A 23,576-nucleotide genomic window follows, 5' to 3' on the forward strand; every position below is an offset into this window, starting at 1 on the left:
GAGTCTTTATTAGTGCTGGTTTGAGAGACTTTTGATTAAGTAAATCTTACAGCCGTTTTCCTGACGGGGCGACAAGCGCCCTGTCAGCTTATATGGTCAAACTTGGGTGAGTTTTATGGAGTCGTTTTGGGATTTGGTGAAGGAGTTAATGAGCTTAAATCCCAATAAACTGGAGTATTATTTACGAGGTATAAGAGCTAGGTCGCTTATTATGGTTACATTCTAGCTTCCATGTCACCCCTTCAGGATAAACGACTATCGACTGGAATTCAGAATACAAACCTACCAGTAAGTGGTTGATTAGTTTTGTCAGTCAACCCGCGCTTGTTCTGTCAGCTTTATAGCCATTCATGTCGCCCCCCCAGCAAAAATGACATGCTCCCTCCCGGTAGCGGTGGGCTAAGGTGTTTTTGTTACTTAATTCAACAAAACTTTATAAAGTTAAGAAAATCTTATGCTTATAGGTTACACCAATCTGTTAAAGTTACAAGAGAAATAATTGAAAGAAAGGAAAATCATGATACTATTAAGGCTGTAGTTAAAGCCTATCAAGAGCAAGAGAAAACTTGACATATCTTGACATATAAATCATCTTAATGTTATGAATGACAATGTATCTAGATAATTACATCAAAAAAAGGAATTTTGTAAAGAACAATTACGATTTTTTATATCAACTCAGGAAATTAACAAAAAAAGATTTCACTATTCAGATTCCTGCTGGGGGAAAGCTTTCAGATGATGGGATTCGCAGGGACGTGCAGCTATTGACAAATCTATATGGTTTTTTTGTTCTCCGTACTCACGAAAATGATGCGTTATTAGATAATCGACGTTTTCAAGAATGGCGAAATCAGTTGCATTTATTGCTCGGGGAACAAGTGCGACAACCCTATAGTAATGCTGGCAAAATAGAATCCAATGAGAATGCTTTAGCCAGAAAAGTGTTAGCTGACTATGGCGTTGATTTTAAAGAAAATGATGTTTTGATGATGGCAAATCCAGCTGATCGTGTTAAGGGTAATAAATACAACGGTCATCAGGAAGTCCATCAAGACAGCACATTCTTAAAAGTCGTTCCTGATTGGGTGGTGTTTACAGTCCTAGAAAATGCTCAATCAGGAGGGGAAACTCGTGTGGCGAGTGGACAGCATCTTTTAAATGCTATTCCTTTGCCTTATCTAGCTGTTTTAAAAGAAGCAGATGCTGTTACCTTTTTTAGGGAAGGAACGGATGGTCATCTTAGTAAACCAATTATTAATTACCATAAGGAAAAAAGATGCATTACAACGGGTTATCGCGCCGATGGTGATGTTGAATATAAATGTAAAAGCGCTTTGACTCAGATAGCAATGAACTGGATCTGGAATTTTAATAAAGATCCAGAGAATTACACAAGCGTTTTGTTAGAAGAACTTAGGGAAAGTTTAGTGCTGGCAAATTTAGTTGCTTTTCATGGTAGAGAAGGATTTACTAACTCCGAAACGAAGATTAGAAAAGTTCTGCGTTGGACTTTCGATAATAATACTGCCAATCCCATCGACCAGGGAATTTATTTTACTGGACACAAAGAACTAGAAAAGGTGGTTACAAGCCAAAGTTTTGAGGCATATTTACAAGATGAATTGGCCTGGAAAACACAAAGCGACATTCTCTCTAAACTTGCTTACTTTAGTCCCGATAACTATCCAGAAGACTTAGAGAGTAAACTCAGAATAGAGGATCTTAATAGACAAGTAAGTAATGACAAGAAGATATGAATAATTGTGAAGACAATTTTAGGCAAAAAAGGGACAAAAATAATCAGCATAAAAATATGATTATTTTTTGTAACGAAGATATTATCGCTAATATAACTCTAAATTTTTTGCTTCCTTTTTTGAGCAATATAAACTTTAAAGTTCATATATTTTTGTCACAAAAAGTATCGAGAAAAGCAGAAAGCCAAGTCGAAAAATTGTCTAAGTTTAATTTTTTGACTAAAGATTATATCCGTAACATAGTTTTCCCTGACATTGAAAAAAATCTAGGCAATAAAAAATGCCATTTGATGACATTCAATCAAATGGCGAGACACTACGAATGCAAATTGTATCGCATCAAAAGTACGAAAAACAGAGAAGAACAGGAGAAAATTATTGCTATTTATAAAGAACATGAACCTTACATTAGTTTGTCTGTAAGGAACAATCTAATCATCAGTTCAGAAATTATTAAAGTAGCAAGTGAATATGGTGTGGGTAAGATTTTCAATATTCACTCATCAAAACTTCCTGAACGTGCTGGCGTGTGGTGTTCCTTGTGGGATATGGCTGAAGGAAAATCTCTTTACGGCACTTTACATATTGTTGAGGAAGGAATTGATACAGGTAGCATCATAGGAGCTTACTCTGTAGATCTTAATAAAAACTACAGCTATCTAAAAAATTTATGTTTAATTTACAAAAAGGGTGCCCAAATATTTTTAGAATACATCGATGAGTTAGCTCAAGGATATTCTTTTCCTTTTTCTTGGGATGTAAAACAGGATCTTAGTAAAAGAACATATTATCGTACTCCCACTTACCAAGAAGTTAATCAAATGGAGGATTTGGGCATACAACTATTTTATTACAGTTAATTTTGCGAAATTCTAGCATATTATTACCTAGAAAAAACAGTTGAAACTTTCCAATTAGTGTAGCTTTACCGAAGACAAATAGAATTAATGAAAACTCCAGAGCTGAATTTAGAAACAGACAAAGATTTCTGTACACAAAAAACAATTATTACCTACGACTCGGACAGTAACATTGATTATCAGTCTTTAGAGGCGGGCACGATTGTCAAATATCATCTCAGTAATGACTTAGATATTTTACTAGAAAGCCATCCTAATGCTTGGACACCTTCTTCACTATTTTCCCTCACAATGTGTGAGCTAGTAGCTGCTGATGATTGTAGGGGCAAGGTGGTGATGGATTTTGCTGGTGGCTTAGGCATGTTTGGCATAGTCGCCGGAAAAGGTGGTGCAGCTCAGGTAATTGGCACGGAATTAAACCCTTATGCCGTTACCCTGCAAGGAAGCAATTGGGCATTGAATGGTCTTAACCCAAAAGATTTCCAAAGTTTTGAGTCTAACTGCTTTGCTGCAATTCAAGGGAATCGAGAGATTGAAGGGAAAGTTGATCGCATTTATCTCAACCCGCCAGCACTACCTGATACGGAGGAAAAATTGCAAGCAAGGCTGAAGTTTGCTGACCAATTTCGGGGTGAAGAATGGAACCGCAATGGCGATCGCGGCAGACTAGTAATGGACACTTTAATTACCCAAGGTAGTTCCTACCTGGCACCAGGAGGGGAAATTCTCTTCATCGCCACCAGTAAAAATGGCCCCAGACTAACCCATAGGTTAATGGAAAAATACTGGGGAAAAGGAATTGAAAGCGATAGTGACAATCCTTTAGACTATTCTATTAACTGGGAAGAGCGGGGTGATGCCAATTGGGCTGTTGTCCACAGAATTAATGTTGCCTTAGCTAACTATCACACAGAGTTTGTCCAAAGCTATCAAAAACTAGCAGATCTAGAAGGAGAACCCTCCCCCTTTCTAGAAGAAGAGGGCAATCTCTATCAGCAGTTATATTTTATCCGTGCCAAGAAAGCATGAGTAAACTCCTAAGTTTTGCTCATGCTAAAGTAACTTTAGATTTAAGAGAAAAAAGCAATGTCAAACCACGCAAAGATCATCAATAAAGCTACTGCCGAAAATTTTCAATGGGGAACTGGCTGTCAAGGATGGCATTTATTAGCCAATGACAATTTAACCGTTGCACAGGAAATTATGCCTCCCAACAGCAGGGGAGTAGAACATTACCACGAAGTTGCCCAACAGTTTTTCTTTATACTTGAGGGTGAAGCATCTATAGTAATTGAGAACACAACACATGTTCTTAATTCGGGTGATGGCATACTAATATCTCCGGGAGCGCTGCATCAAATTAGGAATGAATCAAGCAATGACCTACACTTTATAGCCATTTCTTCGCCGAACAGCTTTCACGATTTTAAGAACGAAGTGGGAGAAGTGCCTGCGGATTGGAAACCAGATTTCTTTCCTAGCCAGAAATCCTGAATCTTAACCTAATGGAACTAATGCAATGATCAAGATCGCAGAAAAAACATTTCTGGTAACAGGAGCAGGAACAGGAATCGGCTACTCCATCGCCGAACATCTTATTGGGTCAGAAGCACGAGTTGTGGTGCACTGTAATTCCCATATTGAGCCAGCCCAGAAGTTAGCATCCGAAGCAAAAACGGATTGTGTTGTAATTCAAAAAGACTTATCCGAGCCCCAAGCAGGACAAGAATTAGTGGAGGAAATTATTAATCTGGGATATGCCATTGATGGTGTTGTTAATAATGCCGCCATCATGACCGAACTCAGCTTGGATGATAATCCCTCAGTCTGGGAAGAAAAATGGCTCAAAACTCTTCAAGTTAACCTGATTGCTGTTAGTTCCATCACCAGACGCGCCATAGAACACTTTAAGTCCAAGGGAGGAGGAATTATTGTCAATATTTCCAGTCGTGCAGCTCATCGTGGTGACACCCCAGAGTGTATGCACTATGCAGCCTCCAAAGCAGCACTGAGTAATTTCACTAAAAGTATTGCTCGAAACTTCGCGGCTGATGGCATACTAGCCTATTCTATTTGTCCCGGCTTTGTTGATACCGAGATGACTGCGGAATTTACCCAAAACTATCCTCTGTCTGAGATATTATCAGGTATTCCCCTACAGCGAATCGCCCAGCCAGAGGAAATTGCTGCCATGGTGGTTTTCCTCTTATCCGGACAAGTCCCCTCGGCAACTGGAACCAACATTGATATTAATGGAGCCTCATACGTGCGCTAGAGTGCATCAGAGAAGTGGTGTTAGGTGTTAGGTTTTGGGTGTTAGATGTTGGGCTTTAGATAATGACTAAACGAAAAAGGTGATCCAGGTGATCGAAGTTAAGAGTTATCGAGACTTAAAGGTTTGGAATCGGGCAATGGACTTGGTTGTACTATGCTACCAACTTACTTCTAAGTTACCAAAAACTGAGATTTATGGACTGAGCAGCCAAATTCAACGAGCTGCCGTTTCAATTCCAGCTAACATCGCTGAGGGGAAAGGGAGACTGCATTTGGGAGACTATATCCATCATCTCTCCATAGCTAATGGATCTCTGAAAGAATTGGAAACACATTTGCTAATTACTGGTAGATTATCTTATCTTAAAAACTCGGAGTTACAACCTGTTTTAGAGCTAAGCGATGAAATAGGAAGAATGCTCAACATTCTGATCGAAAAACTCAAGGATAATAAGAAAAATTAGGTCATCGGAAGAATTGGTGTTTTACCTAACACCTAACACCTAACACCTAACACCTAACACCTAACACCTAATACCTAACACCCAAAACCTCAAAGTATATGAATACCATACCTCAGTTATTTGAAGCCCAGGTAGAACGAACACCTGATACTATTGCGGTTGTGTGTGACAACCAGCAGTTAACCTACCGAGAACTTAATGGCAAAGCGAACCAGTTAGCCAGCTATTTGCGCTCCTTAGGTGTAGAACCGGAAACCCTTGTGGGGATTTGTGTGGAGCGTTCTATCCATACAGCGATCGGACTTTTGGGGATTCTTAAAGCAGGGGGGGCTTATGTGCCCTTAGATCCATCCTATCCGAGCGAGCGTTTGGAGTTCATGCTCCATGATACCCAGGTGTCAGTGCTGTTGACGCAACAGAAATTGGTGGCGGAAATTCCCGAATATCAAGGACATCTAGTTTGCTTGGATACAGATTGGCAGAAAATAGCTGTAGAAAGCAATACTAACCCAGTCGGTAGGGTTGGAGCAGAAAACTTAGCTTACATTACCTATACTTCTGGGTCAACCGGAAAGCCAAAAGGGGCAATGATGCCCCATAGAGCGGTTTGTCAAAGCTGGGGCTGGCTTCAAGAGACTTTTCCCTATCAGAAAAGCGATCGCGTTTTGCACAAAGCCTCTCTCAGCTTTGATGTTTCCAGTCGCTGGGAGTTATTTTGGCCTCTAATGGCTGGAGCTTGCGTTGTTTTAGCAAAACCAGACGGTGAAAAAGATAGTGCTTACATAGTTCGGCTAATCGCCCAAGAGCAAATTACCGTTGCTTATTTTGTTTCCTCTATGCTCTCGATTTTCCTGGAAGATCCGGGCTTGAAGAGTTGCAGGAATCTCAGACGAATCTTTGTAGGTGGGGAAGCATTTCCCTTTGCTCTCAAACAACGCTTTTGGGAGAGCCTTCCCAATTGCGAAGCAATTGAAATCTACGGCTCTACTGAAACCATTGTTGTTAGCTCCTGGAACTGTCAACCAGAACCAGAACCGCGTAACTTTTCTATAACTCGCCCGATTGCTAACCTGCCAATTTATATTTTAGACCAGCAAATGCAACCCGTTCCCAGAGGAGAAACTGGGGAACTTTACGTAGGCGGAGACTATCTCGTCAGGGGGTATCTCAACCGCCCAGAATTAACAGCAGAAAAATTCATCACCAACCCCTTTGAAAATTCAAAAGTCATAGACGCGAAAGCGGCTTCTCGAAGAGTAAGTCAAAAGTCAAAATTATACAAAACAGGAGACTTAGCTCGCTATCTTGCCGATGGTAATATTGAGTTACTCGGTCGTAGCGATCATCAGGTAAAAATTCGCGGTTTCCGCATTGAACTAGGGGAAATTGAAGGAGTACTTACTCAACACCCTGTGGTGAGACAAGCCGCAGTAATTGCTAGGGAAGATATTCCGGGTGACAAGCGCTTAGTCGCTTATATTGTCAGCACTGTGGGTGAAGAATCTCGGATAGAAATTGTGCCAGAATTGCGAAGACTTATCCAAGCAAAGCTGCCAGAATACATGCTTCCTGCCGCATTTGTGGTTTTAGACGAGTTGCCCCTAACCCCTAATGGTAAGTTAGACAGGCGATCGCTCCCTGCACCTAATCCCGAACGACCTATTTTAGAGCAAGAATTTGTCCCACCCCGTACCTCACTAGAAACAAAATTAGCCCAACTCTGGAGTCAGGTTTTACACATCCATCCAATTGGCCTGAGGGACAACTTCTTTGAATTAGGAGGAAATTCTCTGCTAGCAATTCGGCTCCTTTTCCAAGTAAGACACGCTTTTGGAGTTGATTTCCCCCTACGCACCTTGTTAGAAGCACCCACAGTAGCTAACATGGCTGAAGCAATCGATAAATTCAGCAACTCAGAAGAGGCTGCAGGGATTGAAAGCATGACTGTGGAAGAGTTGCTTTCAGAAGCCGTTCTAGATCCCACCATCAAACCGAACTTTACTTCTGTTGGGTATTATTCCGAACCCAATGCTATTTTATTGACTGGAGCAACGGGATTTCTCGGTGCTTTTTTACTCGATGAACTCCTCAGACAAACCCAAGCCAGGATTTATTGCCTGGTTCGTGGCTGTAAGACTACTGCTGAAGGCAAGCATAAAATTACCAACAACCTCGATCGCTATTTACTAGAATATGAAAATTTCAACTCCCGGATTATTCCAGTGATAGGGGATTTGTCCCAGTCACTTTTGGGACTACACGAGCAACAGTTCGAGGAGCTAGCGCGGGAAATCGATATTATCTATCATTCTGCCACTTTCTTGAATTTAGCCTATCCCTACACAGCTATGCGAGCAGCCAATGTGGGAGGAACTCAGGAAATCTTGAGATTAGCCAGTCAAATCAAACTCAAGTCCGTCCATTTTATCTCTTCACCCGCTATTTTTAAGTCAACAGGGTATTTCAACAAGCCATCCATTCGAGAAGAAGACCCTCTGGAAGATTGTGAAGTAGTCTATGGAGGCTATGCTCAAAGTAAATGGGTAGCAGAAAAATTGTTGAAAACCGCACATTCTTTTGGTATTCCGGTTAGTATATACCGACCAGGGACGATTAGCGGGCACAGTAAAACTGGCGCATCTAATGCCGAGCAAACCTTAGGTCGCCTGCTCAAGAGCTTTGTCGAGCAAGGCATTGCTCCCGATCTCAATATTGAATTCGATTTGACACCAGTAGACTATGTTAGTCAAGCCATTGTTTATCTATCTAGGCAGAAAGAATCCCTAGGAAAAAGCTTCCACTTAGTCAATCCTCAGTGTTTGCAGATAGGGGAGCTAGTCGATCTCATTCGTTCTATCGGCTACCTTATCGAGCAAATAGACTATCCCGATTGGGAATCAAAAATGCGGGATGTGATCTTGAGTTCCCCAGAAAATGTTTTAAGTCCCATCTTGCCGTTTTTAACGAAAAAAATTCCTGGAACTCAGCTAACCTATTTAGAGGCATCCTCTTTCACGTCAAAGTTGGATTGCGAAAATACTGTTAAGGGACTTGCTAAGTCTGGTATTACTTGCGCGTCCCCAGACAGCCAGTTGCTTCGGGTTTACCTTCGGCAAATCGAAGAGTTTCCATTTAGCATGTAGGAGGGATAGAATCGATTGATATGATTTCGATATATACTCCGACGACTAGACATCTCCGAAAAATAATTAAATTGTGGTAAACTAATAGAAAATAGCGTTTATAGCAACAGACTTCAATTCAGCAACGCCTCAATTCGATTTCTTCCAATCCTCTATATTTGGTGCTTTCACGAACTCAGGAAACATGACCTCAAAACCCCTCTCACGCTCAGAAGCTGGTTCATCACTCATATTCAACAAGGTTTCATAGAAGAAAAACGATACACCAGCAAATCCCCGCAGTCGGACAGCATCCACTTGCCGCTGAATTTGTGATACCGGAACTAAGCGAGTTCTTAGACCACTTAAAATCCCAATTCCTACCGGAATATGACTTCGTGCTCTTTTGACTTCTGTCTTGTCTAATTCCGAGATGAAAGTGCTGAAATTATCTCGATAAATCTGGACAATTAGTTCCTCTACCAAACCCCGTTGTTCCCAAGTTGCCCAATCAGCTAAAAAGAATTGGTAAGAAAAACGCTGGGGATTGGGAGATAGGGAAATAATCACATCATTGTTACTGTCTTCAACACTGTCTTTAACTGCTCGAAACAGCTTGGTTAGGAAATCCGTAATTTTATTTGCTCGCCACCGTACCCATTCCTCATCCTTTGGGTCAGTGGGGGGAGATTTACCTTGGTGTTCTTTTTTGTACAATTCTACTGTGAAATCATCGTAACCAAAGGTCACTGGCAAGCCAAAGTGGTCATCGAATTGGATCCCATCAACATCATAGTTGTTGACAACTTCGATAACTAAATCTTGAATAAATTGCTGTACCTCTGGTTTAAAAGGATTGAGCCAAACAATCTCTTGTAGTCTTTCATCCTCTGGTTCTAATCCTTTAGTAGTTTGAGTCTTGACCCCATCTTTGGTTTGGGTCAGCCAATCTGGGTGGCGTTTGGCTAATTCAGAATAAGAAGGTGCTTTGAAGCCAAATTCAAACCAGGGAATAACTCTCAAACCATTGTCATGTCCCACCTCGACAATCTCTTTGAGAACATCTCGTCCTCCCTGTACCCCCTTTTCTGGGTCAAATAAGTCTTTTTCTAACTCCGTGGATATTCGTGCTTCCAGTCCCACTACCCGTTTAGCTACTTGAGACGGATATAGTGTATAACCCCAATTCCACACTGTAGGATATACCGTGTTAAAGTTCAGCTCCTTAAGTTTTTCTAGGCTATCCGTTACTGCTGTAGTAGAAAACAGTACCTGACTATCAATATTTGTCAGCCATACCCCCCTTAACTCCGCTTCAGTAGAACCAGGAGTTGGTGGCTCAACCTTAGCAATGTATTGATTAGGAATCAATCCAGTGGTTTGGGTAGCTTGGCACAAGAAAGCAGCTACCTCAGCTCGACTAGCTTGTTGGTTAGGTTTGAATTGCTTCACATTAGGGGGATTGACCACAATCTGATTTTCCGTAGCTGCTGCGATCGCATTTTGGGCATAGTTCGGAATTGCCGTAGCATCAGTAAACGCTGCCTTTAAAGTCTCTACGGAAGGGTTAACCGGTTGATACTTCAATCCACTCGCTAAAGATACTAAGGCTTGGACACGAGGGATATTTTGCTTAGGCCGGAAAACTCTACCAGGATAGCCAGCCAAAAATCCCGTTTTATCAGCATTACGAATAGCCTGATTAGCCCAGTAATTAGTTGGTACATCCACGAATTTTTGGTCAGTGCGCACTTGAGGAGCACTAGGGAAAGCCTTCAGAAGCAGTGCAGCAAACTCAGCTCTGGTGATCGGAGCATTCGGTTTAAAGGTACCATCTGGGTAACCCCTGATAATATTTTGTTGTGCTAGTTTGGTGATACACGGCTGTGCCCAATAATTCTCTGGGACATCCTTAAAGGTACTACTGGCGTAGGATGGGGAAAGCTGGCATAGAGGAATTATCATGCCGATCACAAATAGCAAAATCCACCAACCCTGATGTTTAATGGTTTGCTGAAAGGAAACCAGTCTATTTACCAAGGCTATAGGCCAGAGTCTGAGTAACGGTTTCATGGGTTGAACAAGCTCCGGGTGAGGTGTTGGGTTAATCAGGATTTTGATTAACCGCGAAGATGCAAAAAACACCAACACTAGAGTAGCAGAGGTGATGGATTAGCTTCTAGCAAAAGAAGCCCCACATCTCAATGCGCAGCATGAGTGTTTAAAGTTACCGTAAGATAGGGTCGCTTTTATGGTTAGTCGGTTATGCGTAAAAGGGTTAAATATGCATGTAGTAAAGCGACCCTATCTAAGGCGCGCGTCTTATGGGATGAATTTTGCGCTCTTATTGCATGGAATAAGGAAACAATTACAATTGAATATCGTCTATACTAGATGTAGTAGGGAAAATAAATTAAGAGCTAACCGCCACCTACTAATTAAAAATAGAAATTATTGTATTGTTCCGGCGCGGAGGGGCATCCCGTGTCGTTAATAAAGCTTACCGAGTATCCGAACGCGCCCCGCGTCGGCGAAAGCCGATACCGTTGGGTGGAGTTGGTAAGAAGCCCACACTGAACCGTGCTTGTCAGTGTGGGAGTATGTCACAGGAGGAATTATCTCATGGAGCTAATTAACCGTTACCGTGGCAGTCTCTTAGGATTGGCTGTCGGGGATGCAGTCGGTACTACTTTAGAGTTTAAGCCACCAGGCTCTTTTACCCCGATTCAAGATATGGTGGGTGGTGGGACTTTTGGTTTGAAGCCTGGCTACTGGACTGATGATACATCCATGGCTCTGTGTTTAGCCCATAGTTTGATTGAGCAACAGGGGTTTGATCCAGTTGATCAATTACAGCAGTATCTGCGATGGTCCCGAGAAGGTTATCTCAGCAGCACAGGTCAGTGTTTTGACATTGGAAACACAGTATCCCAAGCCTTGCAGCAATTTCAAATAACCCAAAACCCTTACTGTGGTTCCACAGCTCCCCGTAGTGCTGGTAATGGGTCTATCATGCGCTTGGCTCCTGTGCCTTTGTTTTATGCTAAAAAACCCAGAGAAGCGATCGAGAAATCTGGTGATAGTTCACGCACCACTCATGGAGTAGCAACCGCTGTCGATGCTTGTCGCTACTTGGGGGCCCTGCTAGTGGGAGCAGTTAATGGAGTAAGCAAAGAAGAACTGCTTTCGGAACTCTATTGCCCCATTCCTCAATACTGGCAAGAAAACCCAATGGTTGGGGAAATACACGAAATTGCCACAGGATCCTTCAAATACCGCCAGCCCCCAGAAATTAAGGGGACAGGTTATGTAGTCAAATCCTTAGAAGCCGCGTTATGGGCCTTTGAGCACAGTAGCTCGTTTCGGGAAGGCTGTCTGTTAGCCGTCAACTTGGGTGATGATGCTGATACCACCGGGGCAGTTTACGGACAATTGGCAGGGGCATTTTATGGATATCAAGGGATACCAGAATCTTGGCGTTACCGACTAGTTAAACGGGAGCTGATTGAGTCCACAGCTGACCAACTATTTGCCCTCGCTCAAAGCGCTTAAGTTATATCAAGTAAGTTATATCAATAGTTATAGCGTTTCAAATACTTATGAAGTACATTCCATTTGCTTCCCCCCTCCCACCCTTCCGCCAGCAGTAGGGGGAATTCCGACTCCCGACTCCCGACTCCCTAAAACCCTAAGGGCGAAAGTCCCTCACCCAGAAGCCAGGGGACTTGATATTAAATAGAATAGACCTGACCATCAATTAATAATCGGGTAATTCCTTTAGCTTGCAAATAGGAAGAGGTCTTCTGAAGCATCTGAGCATCAGGAACCTTGATGACTCGCTCAGAACGGTTAGAAAAACGCCGTGCTACCCTATGGTTTTCAAATACTGGCAAGGTTGTCTCTTGAACTTCTTCGTCAGGAATTTGTCCGAGGTCGCTAAACTCATTCAGAGGGCGAGCAATTAACTCCGCCGCTCGGCTGACTACCAAATAGCAGGTTTTAGGAAGAGAAGCTTCCGAGAGGGGCAAAATTTCAATGTAAGAACCGCTTTTAGCCACAGAGGTTCTGATGGATTCGTGAATCTCAGGATCTGGCAAGTCATCGTCCCAATCTTCATCTAGGTCATCTAGATCATCTAGGTCATCTAGGTCATCTAGATCATCTAGGTCATCCAAATCCTCTAAATCATCATCTTGATCCAAATCCCCTAAATCTTCGTCCAGCAACTCAGCGAATCTCCTAGTTGCTAGTCCCTTATCCTCAGGTAAGAATTCATCTTGGTCATCAACAGACTTATCTTCATCTGAACCTGATGTGGTAATATCTAGTTGCAGTTGGGTATGTTGCTCCTCTTCCTCCACTGGTGGTTGAGTAGCCACAGAGGAACGCTTACGCCGCCGACGTCCATCAGTAGAGGTTGAAGTCAATAAATCACTGATAGATTCTGCTAATGGTTCATTTGCTAATGGTTCATTTTCGAGTCCAACTAGTGATGATTGAGCTGCTGAATCTACCACAGGCTTAGCCGTTTTGACAGTAGAAGAGGAAACATGATCAGCAGTACGATTAGAGCGCTTTTGTTGGATTAGAGCCTCGTATTCTGGCTCCAACAAGTTGCTCTTAAGGATACGGCTAATGGTGGAGTTACTAACTCCATAACGGTCAGCCAGCGTTGAAGTTGTCTCTGCTGTCTGTCGATATAGTTCTAGGATGTCCTGTTTATCGACATCAGATAGTTTTCTTGGACTCATGCTACTTTTTCAGCTCGCCTGCGTGAACCACGACGGGAACGGCTCGATATTTGATATTCCAGGGCAGCCCCTATTGCAAACAATACACCACTGAATACAAAAAAGACTTCTGGTAAACCGCCACTTTCGTAGTTCGGTCTAGTCTCAGCATACTTAAACCACATATCTGCAATGTACAGGCAAAATGTGGCAGCGGCAATCATTTGCCAGGATTGGGAAAAACGTCCACCCCAAAACGCTAACAGTAGGGATGAGGCAATAATCAGCAGAATTACATCGAAAGCAATGTAGAGGGTCGTCAATTGGTTTGAATAGGCACTCAGTGAGTTGTCAAGTTCAATAGCCCACCTTGGAGAATTATGATCGGTACTCTGATTTGCCTCAGAGTTGGTTATTTCAGATGGCTCTGCCGAGATGACCATAGCATTATTGTCCTTGACCGGAACTGCTGTGGTCGAGTCAGAAATAGAATACGCAATTATCAAATCACCAGATTCAGGAGTGCTGGATTCGAGGGAAGGGGCAAGTAACAGCAAAGCAGCTAAGGCCATCCCCACTATGGCAATCGCTACAATCGTTAACCCTTGCCAAAGTTCTAAGTTTAAGCGCCTGGGAATAACTGCTAAAAACATGCCTACCCCAAGACATACGTAGGACGATAAGTAAAACACATCTGCTAGTGATACATCAGGGTTAAGGTGAAAATACAGCTCCCACACACCGAATATCAAGTCACCCATCAAATAGAACAGATTCCCCAGACCAAGTCCTAGCCAGACATTTCGTCCACTGGCAATCTGAGGGCTACGCCAATTTCTGAAACAGAGAATACTTGCTACTAGGAAGGGTATACATTCTAAAAAGTAGGTAGTAATCAGGTACCAAAATGGACTTTCTTGCCCAGGGGATGTAATCCCAAACAGCAAGAAGAATAATAGGGAGATAATCGCCCAAGCAATACCACCATAGATGATGGTATTGCTGCTGAGGGGGGATAGATTACCTGATGACCGTTCTGCAGAGCTGCTCATAAGGAATTTCACACTTATCACTGACTAGCACAATAAGACTATGGTTAGGCAGCTAAAATATCTATGATTCTTAAGCTTATTTTCAATTGTAGATTATTGCCATAGATTACCAAGATCAGAGTTGTTAAGCCAGTTGATAAACTGAGTTTGCTCCTGAGGGGGCATATCCTGCAATATATCGCTAACCCCCTGAGCAAAGTTGGTATTGCCAAAATAGTCTTTACCTAAGCGATAGAGTTCTTGCAACAGGGTGATCAAATCATGTTCTTCCCAGGTAGGAAAATCAGAGTTGGTAAGGGGGTCGATTTTGAGCAATTGTTGTACAGCTTGGGTCGATTCAACCTGGGGAAAGTTTAAATCTATCAAGATCTTGGCGATATCCTTCTGAAACAACCCAGCTTGTCTAGCTCCTAAGAAGTCTTCCACATCCATATACACCGTCTGTAGTAGCAAAAGACAGGCTTGAATGTAGGATACCCTAGTGCCCTCAGAGCTGGGTTCAGTGCCTAATTGCTCCAGACGGATTTTTCCCCAAACGCTGTAGCGGTCAGGTTCTTCCAACAATACACAAGCTTTGCCCCGATTATCGGTGAGGTCTCGCCAGAAAGCTATGGCTTCCTCTTCCTGAGTGGAACCAAATACACTGAGCAGGCGAAAGGTTTGCCCCTGGTAATTGAGAATCGGGATTTGCTGCTCCCTCTGTGGGTGCTGAATACTAGAGATTTCAACATCCTGCCTTTTCAAAATAAACATGATACTGGCACATGACTCCTGACAGGGTCAGGGGGTGCTGTTGACGAAGTGTTCTAACCCCCTAGTACTCTGTCAATTTAGTTTTGAGGGTTAGGGCAAGGTCGCACGGTGGCACGGTGGCAAGGTGTTAAGTCATACCTAATGCCTAGTAAAAGCGTGCCTAATCCGGAAAAGTATAGTTTACCCCTCAATTCAATTTTGACAGAGTACTAGTCACTATCTCCTGATCAGAATCCTTGTGACAGGGTCTGACTAAGTTCTGATCAGTGACACTGACTATGTACCTACCTTAACTCGGGTTCGAGCTAAGTGCCTTGAGTCTTACCGCTAATTGAGACAAGCAATCGATAATTGTGGTGGCTATCCACTTAAGCCCAAGGCTCTCCTGAGATCGGGAACGGGGAACGGGCAACGGTTAACGGGGAATGCTTTCTGTTACCGGAGCCATTGTTGCTTGATCCTAAGTTCCCTGTTCCTCCTTGACCTTGACTGTCCCGTTTGAAATTGGTATAATAGTTGTTTATGGTTTACCGACACAGGAGTGAATACCCCCAAAGCGCCTTGATAGGACTAGGTATTAGCCACACAGAGACTGGTACCCGATCACCAGCCAAGCAAAAACAGTTTTTTCTGATGTATGATATAGCTATGCCCTCGTAGCTCAGTGGATAGAGCAAGGGATTTCTAATCCCTGGGTCGTGGGTTCAAATCCTACCGAGGGCGCTCTTTGGTTATTGGTCAAAAGTCAATACCATCTGGCTTAATTTGGCTCACAAAATACATAGGACTAAGGTCTAAATGTAAAGTGATGTTGCGCTCCTCTTAAAAATTATTGAGAAATCCCCCAAACCTGGATGAGACGCATATGCTTAGCTAAACCGCGAGAAGCCCCGCACTTTACCCGATAGGGTAAGTGTCTTGAAGTTACCGTAAGAATAGGGTCGCCTTTATGGTTGGCAGGCTATGCGGAAAAAGGTTAAAACTCATTGATTAAGGCGACCCTATTCTAAGGTTTCATCTCTAGGATGACAGCGGGGCAAGGGTCGTAACGGAGCTTGCCAATTAACTGTGACATACTAGGTATAGTAGGGACATCAAATTAAGAGCTAATCGCCACCTACTAATTAAACCTTGACAACAAAGAATATGGGGTGACCTTCAGAAAAACTCGATAGTTTGAGTTATCTGTGAATGGGTAAAATTCCATAGGTGCGCTTTCCGTCGGCGAATTAAATTCGCGTGGCGGTGCGACCCAAGGCCGGGTTCCCCGGCCTTGGGTCGCACCAACGGGCTCGCACCTGCAGTACTTTGGTTCTAGAACTTCTTGTATTGTTCCGGCGCGGAGGGGCATCCCGTGTCGTTAATAAAGCTTACCGAGTATCCGAAGCGATGGCTGGAGTTGGTAAGAAGCCCGCGCTGTACCGCGCTTGTCAGCGTCGGGAGTATGTCACAAAAATAAAGAAATGTGTCAAGAGATGCCATGGATAACTTACAACGATATCGCATTGTCTGCACCCTAAGCTTTGGTGACATTTATGGACAAATTATGGTTTGGTTAATCGTAATTTTCCTGAGTCTCGCCTCAGCCTTAGCTCTTTGGAGTGCTGACCGCCAAATTTACGCTCTGGCAACTGTCGGGCTGATTTTGGTACTATCTCTGCCCTTCCTGCTCTTTGCCTTCGTGACTACATTGTTAAACCATATTGAAATTGCTCAGATGGAAGAGGAGGAAACCACATCAACAGCGGTCGGCAGAGCGCCTAGACAGAAACCGATTGAGGCGACCGGTTGAAGAGAATCCGAACCATCCCCGGCTTTTTCAGAACCCGGGGAAGGAGAGTTGAGAGCCTCCGTGCTTGATGAGGGGCGCTTCATTCTTTGTCAGAATCCTAGGGGCTAGATGCCTAGAGGCTAGATGCCTAGAGGCTATAACCTAGAGCATAAAATAGGAATTCGGATTCCATAATACGACCGAGATGCTAGAACACGATGTCATTATTGTCGGTGGGGGATTAGCTGGATGTCGCGCTGCTTTAGAGATTAAACGCTCTGAGCCTAAGCTGGATGTCGCCCTTGTGGCTAAAACTCACCCAATTCGTTCCCATTCGGTGGCTGCCCAAGGGGGTATGGCAGCTACTCTGAAGAATGTTGATGCGTCCGATAGCTGGGAAGCCCATGCCTTTGACACGGTTAAAGGGTCTGACTACTTGGCAGACCAGGATGCAGTAGAAATCCTCACCAAAGAGGCTCCAGAGGTAGTCATTGAGCTGGAACACATGGGGGTGCTGTTTTCCCGCTTACCGGATGGTCGGATTGCTCAGAGGGCTTTTGGAGGTCATTCCCATCGGCGCACTTGCTACGCGGCAGATAAGACGGGTCACGCCATTTTGCATGAACTGGTGAACAATCTCCGGCATAACGGTGTCAAACTCTACGATGAGTGGTACGTTATGCAGCTGATTTTGGAAGAGGGTCAGGCAAAAGGGGTGGTTATGTTCCAGCTCCTAGACACGAAGGTGGAAGTAGTACGGGCAAAAGCTGTCATGTTCGCTACCGGGGGTTATGGACGGGTATTTAATACGACCTCCAATGACTTTGCCTCCACTGGGGATGGTCTGGCAATGTCAGCTCTGGCTGGGGTGCCTTTGGAAGATATGGAGTTTGTACAGTTTCACCCTACGGGCTTGTATCCGGTGGGGGTTTTGATTTCTGAGGCGGTACGAGGGGAAGGGGCTTATCTGATTAACTCAGAAGGTGATCGCTTTATGAGCGACTACGCCCCCAAACAAATGGAACTGGCACCCCGGGATATTACTTCAAGAGCGATTACCCTAGAACTCAGAGCTGGTCGTGGAATTCATCCTGATGGCAGTGCAGGTGGACCTTTTGTTTACCTTGACCTGCGCCATATGGGCAAAGACAAGATTATGAGTCGGATTCCGTTTTGCTGGGAAGAAGCCCATCGCTTGCTTGGTATTGACGCAGTACATCAACCAATGCCAGTACGACCAACTGCCCACTACTCCATGGGGGGAATCCCTGTCAACACCGATGGGCAAGTCCATAGTGGTAAAGATGGGTTAATTGAGGGCTTCTTTGCCGCTGGGGAATCAGCCTGTATCTCTGTTCATGGGGCAAATCGCCTCGGGAGTAATTCCCTGTTGGAATGTGTCGTTTATGGCAAAAGAACTGGTGCTGCGATCGCAAAATACGTCCAAGACCGGAAGTTACCAGACATTGATGAGCAATCCTACCTCAATGCAGCCCAGGCAAAAATCAAAGCCCTTGTGGAAAAATCTGGCACCTTACGGCTTAACCAGTTGCGTCAAGCCTTCCAAGACTGTATGACCCAATTCTGTGGCGTTTTCCGTAACCAAGCTTCCATGGAGGAGGGGTTAAACCAACTGGAACAATTGAAACAACAGTACCAGCAAATTTATTTGGATGACAAAGGCAACTGTTGGAACACGGAAATTATCGAAGCCTTGGAACTGCGCAATTTAATGATAGTCGGAGAAATCATTCTTACATCTGCCCTGAACCGACGAGAAAGCCGGGGTGCCCATAGCCGGGAGGATTATCCCCAACGGGATGATCCCAATTTTCTCAAACACACCCTAGCTTTTTACTCATCCGCAGGTATTGACCTGCAATATAAACCGGTAAGCATGACCTTGTTTGAACCGAAAGAGCGGAAGTATTGATTACTAGTCCGAGACTGCCTCAGTGGTCGAGTCATGGGTAACTAGCGTTAGTACTCTGTGTCGGTTACTCATCACTAATCTTCGGGAGTTTCGGGAATTTCGGGAGTTTCCGGAGTTTTTGGAGTTTCGGCTGCCAACTGTTTGACTTGGTCTTTGTACTTGGCTGGTGCTAGGGATGTAGCCTGGTCAAAGAGGGGTTTAGCCTTTTCAGTGTTACCCTGTTCTTGAAAAATCATGGCTTTAGCTAGCACTGGTCTCCAGTCATCTTGGTTGCCTTTGATTGCCTGGTCATATATAGCTGTGGCTTCGTCATAACGCTTCTGATTCGCGTAAACTTGACCTAACAACAACTGCACAGAAATGACATCAATGCTCCCAGGCTTAATTTCATTGACTTGCTGGGAACTTTTTAAGGTGTCTTGCAGCAAACCGATGGCTGCTTCTGGGCGGTTTTCCTGGGTTAGCAAACTAACTAACCCTTGCAGAGCATTCATATCCCCAGGCTTAGCGTTTAATATGTCCCGATAGGCTTGAGCTGCTCCTTCGCGATCGCCAATTTGTTGTTTTACCTGAGCCAGCAAGACTCCATAATCTGTCTGGTCAGTATTGAGTTTGGCTAACTTTTCTAGGGGTTCAATCGTGCCTTTGATGTCTCTTAGCTGCAGCCGTATCTCCAGCAGACCTCTCAAAGCCGTTAAATTTTCTGGTTCTCGCTGCAAGACTAGTTCATAACCCTTGGCTTGAGCTTCTAGTTCTGCTTGCTGCTGGGCAGACATATTTGGTGTAGCTGTAGGTGTTGCCCCAACAGAGGCGGGATTATCCTTGAAAATATTCCCTAGCAAAGGAATCATCGAAATACCGATAAACGCTAGCACAGCTAGTACTAGCACTATTTTGATCCACAGACTGCGCTTTTGAGACACAAAACCTTCTTGAACTCTATTGCCATTATGAAACGATTTGGGGGTTTTAAAGTATCCTCCCATAAATCCTATCTATTAAATAAGCTAGCATTAAAGCTCAGTTAAATCGGCTAGAAACCGCTCAGATTAAAGATTCCATAAACTTTGCGGATCTAGCCTTTATCTCACTGCATTCTGTACAGTGGGTAGACTAGTACCAAGTGCGCTCACCCTCCAGTTTTGTGGTGGCAAGAATCCAGGATAATTTTTTCTGGAAAGGACACCGGAAAGCTGGAAGATGTTGACAAAACAATGCTGCCAATGTCAGTCAAAACCACCCATGGGAATGTGTCTCCGCCGCTAGGAGGTTATATGAATTCGTCTGTGAATCGGCTTCCCGACTCAGCTGAGTCATCTGGAATCCAACCACCGGAAGTATCCAGTGTGCAAAACCAGCCCCCAGAAACACCAACTGGTGGCTCTCAAGATACCACCAAATCAGCTCCCTTAGCTGAATCTAATGGGAAAGTAACTACTCAGGTCTCAAGTAAGGTCTCAAGACAGCACCCAATTCCTGCCCCCAGTGAACCTAGGCAATACCGCGCCATTGGTCTGGTCAATGGCAAATATATGCCTTCCGCAGAGCAGTTGACCAGGGGAACACTTGTAGCGGCAGATGGAACCTTGATTGATGCGGTGTTACTCGGTCGGGTCATGAGTTTGGTCAAGAATCACTTAGATCTCAATCAGCCCCACCTCTGGGTTGTCTATCCCCGCATCAGGCAAGCAGACGATAACTTACATGTCCAAATTGTTGGCGTCTGGGAACCAGAAACTCTCGAACCCACAGCTTCAGCTGAAACAACTGACTCGGGAGTTGCTCAGTCCGAAGCAGAAGTCGAGACATCAAATGACTCCTCAGAAGCTGAGGCGGAACCGATTCCGAAGGATGGCTATTTTTCCATTCGTGGCGAGGTGATCTACCATTCGCGGGAGAAGGAACAAGTCGTTGTTAAAATTAGGCAATTACCTCGTAAAGAGTCAGATAAGCCTAAGTTTTTCAAGTTAAAGCTTAAGGGTTGCCTGGGAGAAAGGGTCGTTGGTCATTTTTGGGATTTACATGCACAGCTGCAAGCCAATACCCTGGTGATCCAGGAAGGAAACGATATTGGTTTTCTCAACAAATTTGGACCAAAGAGGAAACCATTTAATAAAAATAAAAAACGTTTTGGTGCTAAAAAGAGTTACCCGAAGCCACGCCCTCCTCGTAAAAAGGATGGCGTGGCTACAGCCACAGCACCCAAACCCCAAAGACCAAGACCGAAACCGATCAAGCGTATTGACAAGGGTAGTAAGGGTGATCCCTCTGGGAATTCTGCTTGATGGGAAGTGGAAAATTGCTCGAAGCGTGAGCTACCACGCTTTACTTTGAAGAAGATGGGGGGATGGGGGAATCGGGACGGACATGGAATATCCCCTACTCCCCTACTCCAGAAGCTACCTGTTCCCCTGGCATCCTCAGAGCAACCCCCAGGAGTTTATTCAATTTTAATTTAATTGATTTTTTTGTTGGCGGGATGGTAAGATTAACAGTCAACAGTTAACAGTCAACAGTTAACAGTCAACAATAATTGACAGTTTATTATTAATTTTTTTTAAATCAAGGGTGTCTTAATTTAAAGTTTTAATTAAGGGATCTACTTGACTAGATAATAATGAATAATTAAGTTCATATTCACGGATGAATTCGGGGAATAAAGATTAGTACATGCTTGTTCCAAAGTTCCGAAGTTCCGAAGTTACCTTTAAATTAATTTGATTTCCTAAGGCTTATGCTCATTGCTATAACTATAAATTAGTTTGATAAAGGATACGCTAACTAATAGCGTTATTGAATCATTTTGGCTAGTATATGGCGAGATAAATTCCATGGATAGGTAAATTTATCAAAATGTTTGATGGATGTCCATGAGCTACCTAACTAAGGTAGTCTTTTTTGGTGAGAGCGATCGCTATCTATGACTATATTTCTAACCCTGAGCGTTGTCCTACTAGCTTTAATCAGTTTCATTAGGGAATGGATGCCAGTGGATATCACTGCGATCGCAGTGATGGTATTACTTATGCTTCTAAAGCTAGTCACCCCAGAACAGGGAATCTCCGGTTTTGGCAACCCTGCCACGATCACTGTGATGGCTATGTTTATCCTCAGTGCTGGGATTGCCCGAACTGGGGCGCTTCAAATCGTGAATGACCTACTGCTGAAGTGGGGAGGCAAGGAGTCAACCCAGCAAATCTTTACCATGGGAATAATTGCTGGGCCCATAACAGGCTTCATTAACAATACCGCTGTGGTGGCTGTACTACTTCCTATTGTAGAAGATTGGTGCCGCAAGCAAAGTATTTCCCCTTCTAGGCTTTTGATGCCCTTATCCTTTGTCACTATCTTAGGGGGCATGATCACTACCATTGGCACCTCCACTAATGTCTTGGCCAGTGGGTTGTCTAAACAGTTGGGCTATGGTGATTTCAGCTTGTTTCAATTCACCCGATTGGGGCTAATTACATTCACCATAGGATTGGCATATTTGGCTCTAGTGGCACCCCGACTTTTGCCCAACCGTAAAGTAGCCAGCAATGGTATTGTCACTCAGGACTATAATCTCAAAGAGTATGTCAGTGAAATTGTAATTACACCAGATTCCAGCCTAGTGGGGCAAACCCTACGTGCCAGTGAAATTCAGCGGAAGTTTGATTTGGACGTTTTGGAACTGATTCGCAATGGTAGCCGTTTTCCCCAACCGCTGGCAGATAAAGTATTGCGACCAGGGGATATTTTGATTGTGAGGTCTGGTCGGGAGTGTCTGCTGAGAGTCAAAGATGAACGAGGGATAGAAATCTTAGCTGATGTCCAATTTGGAAAGCAACCCTTGGAAACGGGTCTTACCTCTGGGGAGGAAGGGATTGCTGAGGTGTTGATCCTGGCTAACTCTAATTTAATTGGCTCAACCTTAAAGGATATGCGGTTTCGACAACGCTATAACGGTACGGTTTTGGCAATTCGACGGGGACAGGAACTGGTCAGAGAAAGACTTGGAAGAGTTTGCTTGCACTTTGGTGATGTGCTGTTGGTACAAGGTCCGAGGCAAAGTTTGTTGGGATTGCAAACCAGTCGAGATTTGTTGGTGATTGGACAGCGAGATTTAGAAACCCTACGGCGAGACAAAGCAGGGATTGCGATCGCAATTAGTGTAGGGGTAGTCTTAGCAGCTGCCTTTAATGTACTACCGATTATGGTGAGTGCCTTGTTGGGAGTAGTCTTGATGGTGATCACTGGTTGTCTCAAGCCTGGGGAACTGTACGGAACAGTACGCTGGGATATTATTTTCCTGCTGGCTGGGTTAATTCCTTTGGGAATAGCCATGAAGGAGTCAGGCACAACCCAATGGTTAGCGGAAAATCTAGTGGCACTAGGGGGTAATCTCCCTGGTTATTGGTTGTTAACACTGTTCTATGTGGTTACTGTCCTGATCACAGAGGTGCTGTCTAATAATGCTTCGGTGGTGTTACTATTGCCGATTGCTGTGGAGGTAGCTAAGAGTTTGAGTCTCAATCCTCTGGCATTTATGTTTACAGTGATGTTTGCAGCATCCAATAGTTTTATGACTCCGATTGGGTATCAGACCAATACCATGGTTTATGGGCCAGGGGGTTACAGGTTTTTGGATTTTGCTAGGGTGGGTGCCCCATTAAGTTTGTTGATGGCATTGATTATTCCGCCACTGGTGATTGCCCTGTATGGGTTGTCTTGAGTCTCCCCGCTATAAATAGACCGGGATTCTTGAAGCTTTAGCTAAATCTTTTACTATCCAACTGCTAAGTGATCCGAGAGCTGAAATCCGAAGAGTCGGGAAATGATTAACCCCTTATATCAAGTCTGGTTGAATACCCATCA

General features: G+C 44.0%; 18 protein-coding genes and 1 tRNA gene. 14 read left to right on the forward strand and 5 right to left on the reverse strand.

The features are described 5' to 3' along the window. The first annotated feature begins 611 nt into the window (after positions 1-611). The 7 genes from F6K37_RS00335 (at position 612) to F6K37_RS00365 (ending at position 8,501) form a co-directional block, all read left to right on the forward strand. Positions 612-1,760, forward strand: coding sequence for a TauD/TfdA family dioxygenase (locus F6K37_RS00335; protein ID WP_287247431.1), 1,149 nt, complete (start codon positions 612-614; stop codon positions 1,758-1,760). Next, positions 1,757-2,620, forward strand: a complete 864-nt coding sequence (locus F6K37_RS00340; protein WP_287247433.1) for a formyltransferase family protein — start codon at positions 1,757-1,759, stop codon at positions 2,618-2,620. Before F6K37_RS00335 ends, F6K37_RS00340 begins: the two co-directional genes overlap by 4 nt. An 87-nt stretch (positions 2,621-2,707) precedes the next feature. Further along, on the forward strand, positions 2,708-3,649 hold the full coding sequence (locus F6K37_RS00345; protein ID WP_287247435.1) for a methyltransferase: 942 nt from the start codon (positions 2,708-2,710) through the stop codon (positions 3,647-3,649). 57 nt (positions 3,650-3,706) lie between these two features. After that, positions 3,707-4,114: a cupin domain-containing protein gene (locus F6K37_RS00350; RefSeq protein WP_008179317.1), complete on the forward strand. Its 408-nt coding sequence runs from the start codon at positions 3,707-3,709 to the stop codon at positions 4,112-4,114. 25 nt (positions 4,115-4,139) lie between these two features. Beyond that, positions 4,140-4,895 (forward strand): SDR family NAD(P)-dependent oxidoreductase, encoded by a 756-nt coding sequence (locus F6K37_RS00355; RefSeq protein WP_008179315.1) that lies wholly within the window; start codon positions 4,140-4,142, stop codon positions 4,893-4,895. Between the two features lie 88 nt (positions 4,896-4,983). Next, positions 4,984-5,358 (forward strand): four helix bundle protein, encoded by a 375-nt coding sequence (locus F6K37_RS00360; RefSeq protein ID WP_071986791.1) that lies wholly within the window; start codon positions 4,984-4,986, stop codon positions 5,356-5,358. A 98-nt stretch (positions 5,359-5,456) separates the two neighbouring features. Beyond that, complete coding sequence (locus tag F6K37_RS00365) at positions 5,457-8,501, forward strand: non-ribosomal peptide synthetase family protein (protein WP_287247438.1); 3,045 nt, start codon at positions 5,457-5,459, stop codon at positions 8,499-8,501. 129 nt (positions 8,502-8,630) lie between these two features. On the opposite strand, the gene F6K37_RS00370 is transcribed toward F6K37_RS00365, so the two are convergent. Continuing rightward, on the reverse strand, positions 8,631-10,553 hold the full coding sequence (locus F6K37_RS00370; RefSeq protein ID WP_287247440.1) for a glycoside hydrolase family 10-like protein: 1,923 nt from the start codon (positions 10,551-10,553) through the stop codon (positions 8,631-8,633). Between the two features lie 549 nt (positions 10,554-11,102). Between F6K37_RS00370 and F6K37_RS00375 the strand changes: the two genes are divergently transcribed. Further along, entirely contained in the window at positions 11,103-12,032 is a 930-nt protein-coding gene (locus tag F6K37_RS00375) for an ADP-ribosylglycohydrolase family protein (RefSeq protein ID WP_008179308.1), read from the forward strand. Positions 12,033-12,211: 179 nt separating this feature from the next. Here the strand turns inward: F6K37_RS00375 and F6K37_RS00380 are convergent, their stop codons facing one another. The 3 genes from F6K37_RS00380 to F6K37_RS00390 form a co-directional block, all read right to left on the reverse strand. Beyond that, the gene (locus F6K37_RS00380; protein ID WP_008179306.1) at positions 12,212-13,231 is read right to left on the reverse strand and encodes a helix-turn-helix domain-containing protein; all 1,020 of its coding nucleotides are present in this window, start codon (positions 13,229-13,231) and stop codon (positions 12,212-12,214) included. Next, positions 13,228-14,262: a hypothetical protein gene (locus F6K37_RS00385; RefSeq protein ID WP_008179304.1), complete on the reverse strand. Its 1,035-nt coding sequence runs from the start codon at positions 14,260-14,262 to the stop codon at positions 13,228-13,230. The genes F6K37_RS00380 and F6K37_RS00385 overlap by 4 nt, the downstream gene beginning before the upstream one ends. Before the next feature lie 93 nt (positions 14,263-14,355). Continuing rightward, positions 14,356-15,015, reverse strand: coding sequence for an Npun_F0813 family protein (locus tag F6K37_RS00390; protein ID WP_008179302.1), 660 nt, complete (start codon positions 15,013-15,015; stop codon positions 14,356-14,358). Between the two features lie 650 nt (positions 15,016-15,665). Here F6K37_RS00390 and F6K37_RS00395 point away from each other — a divergent pair. The 3 genes from F6K37_RS00395 to F6K37_RS00405 all read left to right on the forward strand — a co-directional run bounded on the left by F6K37_RS00395 (position 15,666) and on the right by F6K37_RS00405 (position 18,719). After that, positions 15,666-15,738: transfer RNA gene (locus F6K37_RS00395), tRNA-Arg, on the forward strand. Between the two features lie 757 nt (positions 15,739-16,495). Next, entirely contained in the window at positions 16,496-16,807 is a 312-nt protein-coding gene (locus F6K37_RS00400; RefSeq protein ID WP_008179300.1) for a hypothetical protein, read from the forward strand. 184 nt (positions 16,808-16,991) lie between these two features. Further along, entirely contained in the window at positions 16,992-18,719 is a 1,728-nt protein-coding gene (locus F6K37_RS00405) for a succinate dehydrogenase/fumarate reductase flavoprotein subunit (protein WP_008179299.1), read from the forward strand. Positions 18,720-18,793: 74 nt separating this feature from the next. Here F6K37_RS00405 and F6K37_RS00410 read toward each other — a convergent pair whose 3' ends face one another. Next, on the reverse strand, positions 18,794-19,642 hold the full coding sequence (locus tag F6K37_RS00410; RefSeq protein WP_044492237.1) for a tetratricopeptide repeat protein: 849 nt from the start codon (positions 19,640-19,642) through the stop codon (positions 18,794-18,796). A 351-nt stretch (positions 19,643-19,993) separates the two neighbouring features. Between F6K37_RS00410 and patR the strand changes: the two genes are divergently transcribed. From patR to F6K37_RS00425, 3 genes are all read left to right on the forward strand, one after another. After that, the gene (patR, locus tag F6K37_RS00415; RefSeq protein WP_044492236.1) at positions 19,994-21,004 is read left to right on the forward strand and encodes a heterocyst master regulator PatR; all 1,011 of its coding nucleotides are present in this window, start codon (positions 19,994-19,996) and stop codon (positions 21,002-21,004) included. A 6-nt stretch (positions 21,005-21,010) separates the two neighbouring features. Further along, positions 21,011-21,178: a hypothetical protein gene (locus F6K37_RS00420; RefSeq protein ID WP_154659665.1), complete on the forward strand. Its 168-nt coding sequence runs from the start codon at positions 21,011-21,013 to the stop codon at positions 21,176-21,178. Positions 21,179-21,639: 461 nt separating this feature from the next. After that, positions 21,640-23,433: an SLC13 family permease gene (locus F6K37_RS00425; protein WP_071107460.1), complete on the forward strand. Its 1,794-nt coding sequence runs from the start codon at positions 21,640-21,642 to the stop codon at positions 23,431-23,433. Positions 23,434-23,576 lie beyond the last annotated feature (143 nt).

It is taken from the genome of Moorena sp. SIO4E2 (assembly GCF_010671945.1).
Lineage (GTDB): Bacteria > Cyanobacteriota > Cyanobacteriia > Cyanobacteriales > Coleofasciculaceae > Moorena > Moorena producens.

Coding starts and splice junctions, on each gene's coding strand:
- F6K37_RS00385 (WP_008179304.1), bottom strand. CDS start 14,262: ATGAGCAGCTCTGCAGAACGGTCATCAGGTAATCTATCCCCCCTCAGC.
- F6K37_RS00335 (WP_287247431.1), top strand. CDS start 612: ATGTATCTAGATAATTACATCAAAAAAAGGAATTTTGTAAAGAACAAT.
- F6K37_RS00405 (WP_008179299.1), top strand. CDS start 16,992: ATGCTAGAACACGATGTCATTATTGTCGGTGGGGGATTAGCTGGATGT.
- F6K37_RS00375 (WP_008179308.1), top strand. CDS start 11,103: ATGGAGCTAATTAACCGTTACCGTGGCAGTCTCTTAGGATTGGCTGTC.
- patR (WP_044492236.1), top strand. CDS start 19,994: ATGAATTCGTCTGTGAATCGGCTTCCCGACTCAGCTGAGTCATCTGGA.
- F6K37_RS00345 (WP_287247435.1), top strand. CDS start 2,708: ATGAAAACTCCAGAGCTGAATTTAGAAACAGACAAAGATTTCTGTACA.
- F6K37_RS00425 (WP_071107460.1), top strand. CDS start 21,640: ATGACTATATTTCTAACCCTGAGCGTTGTCCTACTAGCTTTAATCAGT.
- F6K37_RS00350 (WP_008179317.1), top strand. CDS start 3,707: ATGTCAAACCACGCAAAGATCATCAATAAAGCTACTGCCGAAAATTTT.
- F6K37_RS00340 (WP_287247433.1), top strand. CDS start 1,757: ATGAATAATTGTGAAGACAATTTTAGGCAAAAAAGGGACAAAAATAAT.
- F6K37_RS00365 (WP_287247438.1), top strand. CDS start 5,457: ATGAATACCATACCTCAGTTATTTGAAGCCCAGGTAGAACGAACACCT.
- F6K37_RS00380 (WP_008179306.1), bottom strand. CDS start 13,231: ATGAGTCCAAGAAAACTATCTGATGTCGATAAACAGGACATCCTAGAA.
- F6K37_RS00370 (WP_287247440.1), bottom strand. CDS start 10,553: ATGAAACCGTTACTCAGACTCTGGCCTATAGCCTTGGTAAATAGACTG.
- F6K37_RS00355 (WP_008179315.1), top strand. CDS start 4,140: ATGATCAAGATCGCAGAAAAAACATTTCTGGTAACAGGAGCAGGAACA.
- F6K37_RS00390 (WP_008179302.1), bottom strand. CDS start 15,015: ATGTTTATTTTGAAAAGGCAGGATGTTGAAATCTCTAGTATTCAGCAC.
- F6K37_RS00400 (WP_008179300.1), top strand. CDS start 16,496: ATGGATAACTTACAACGATATCGCATTGTCTGCACCCTAAGCTTTGGT.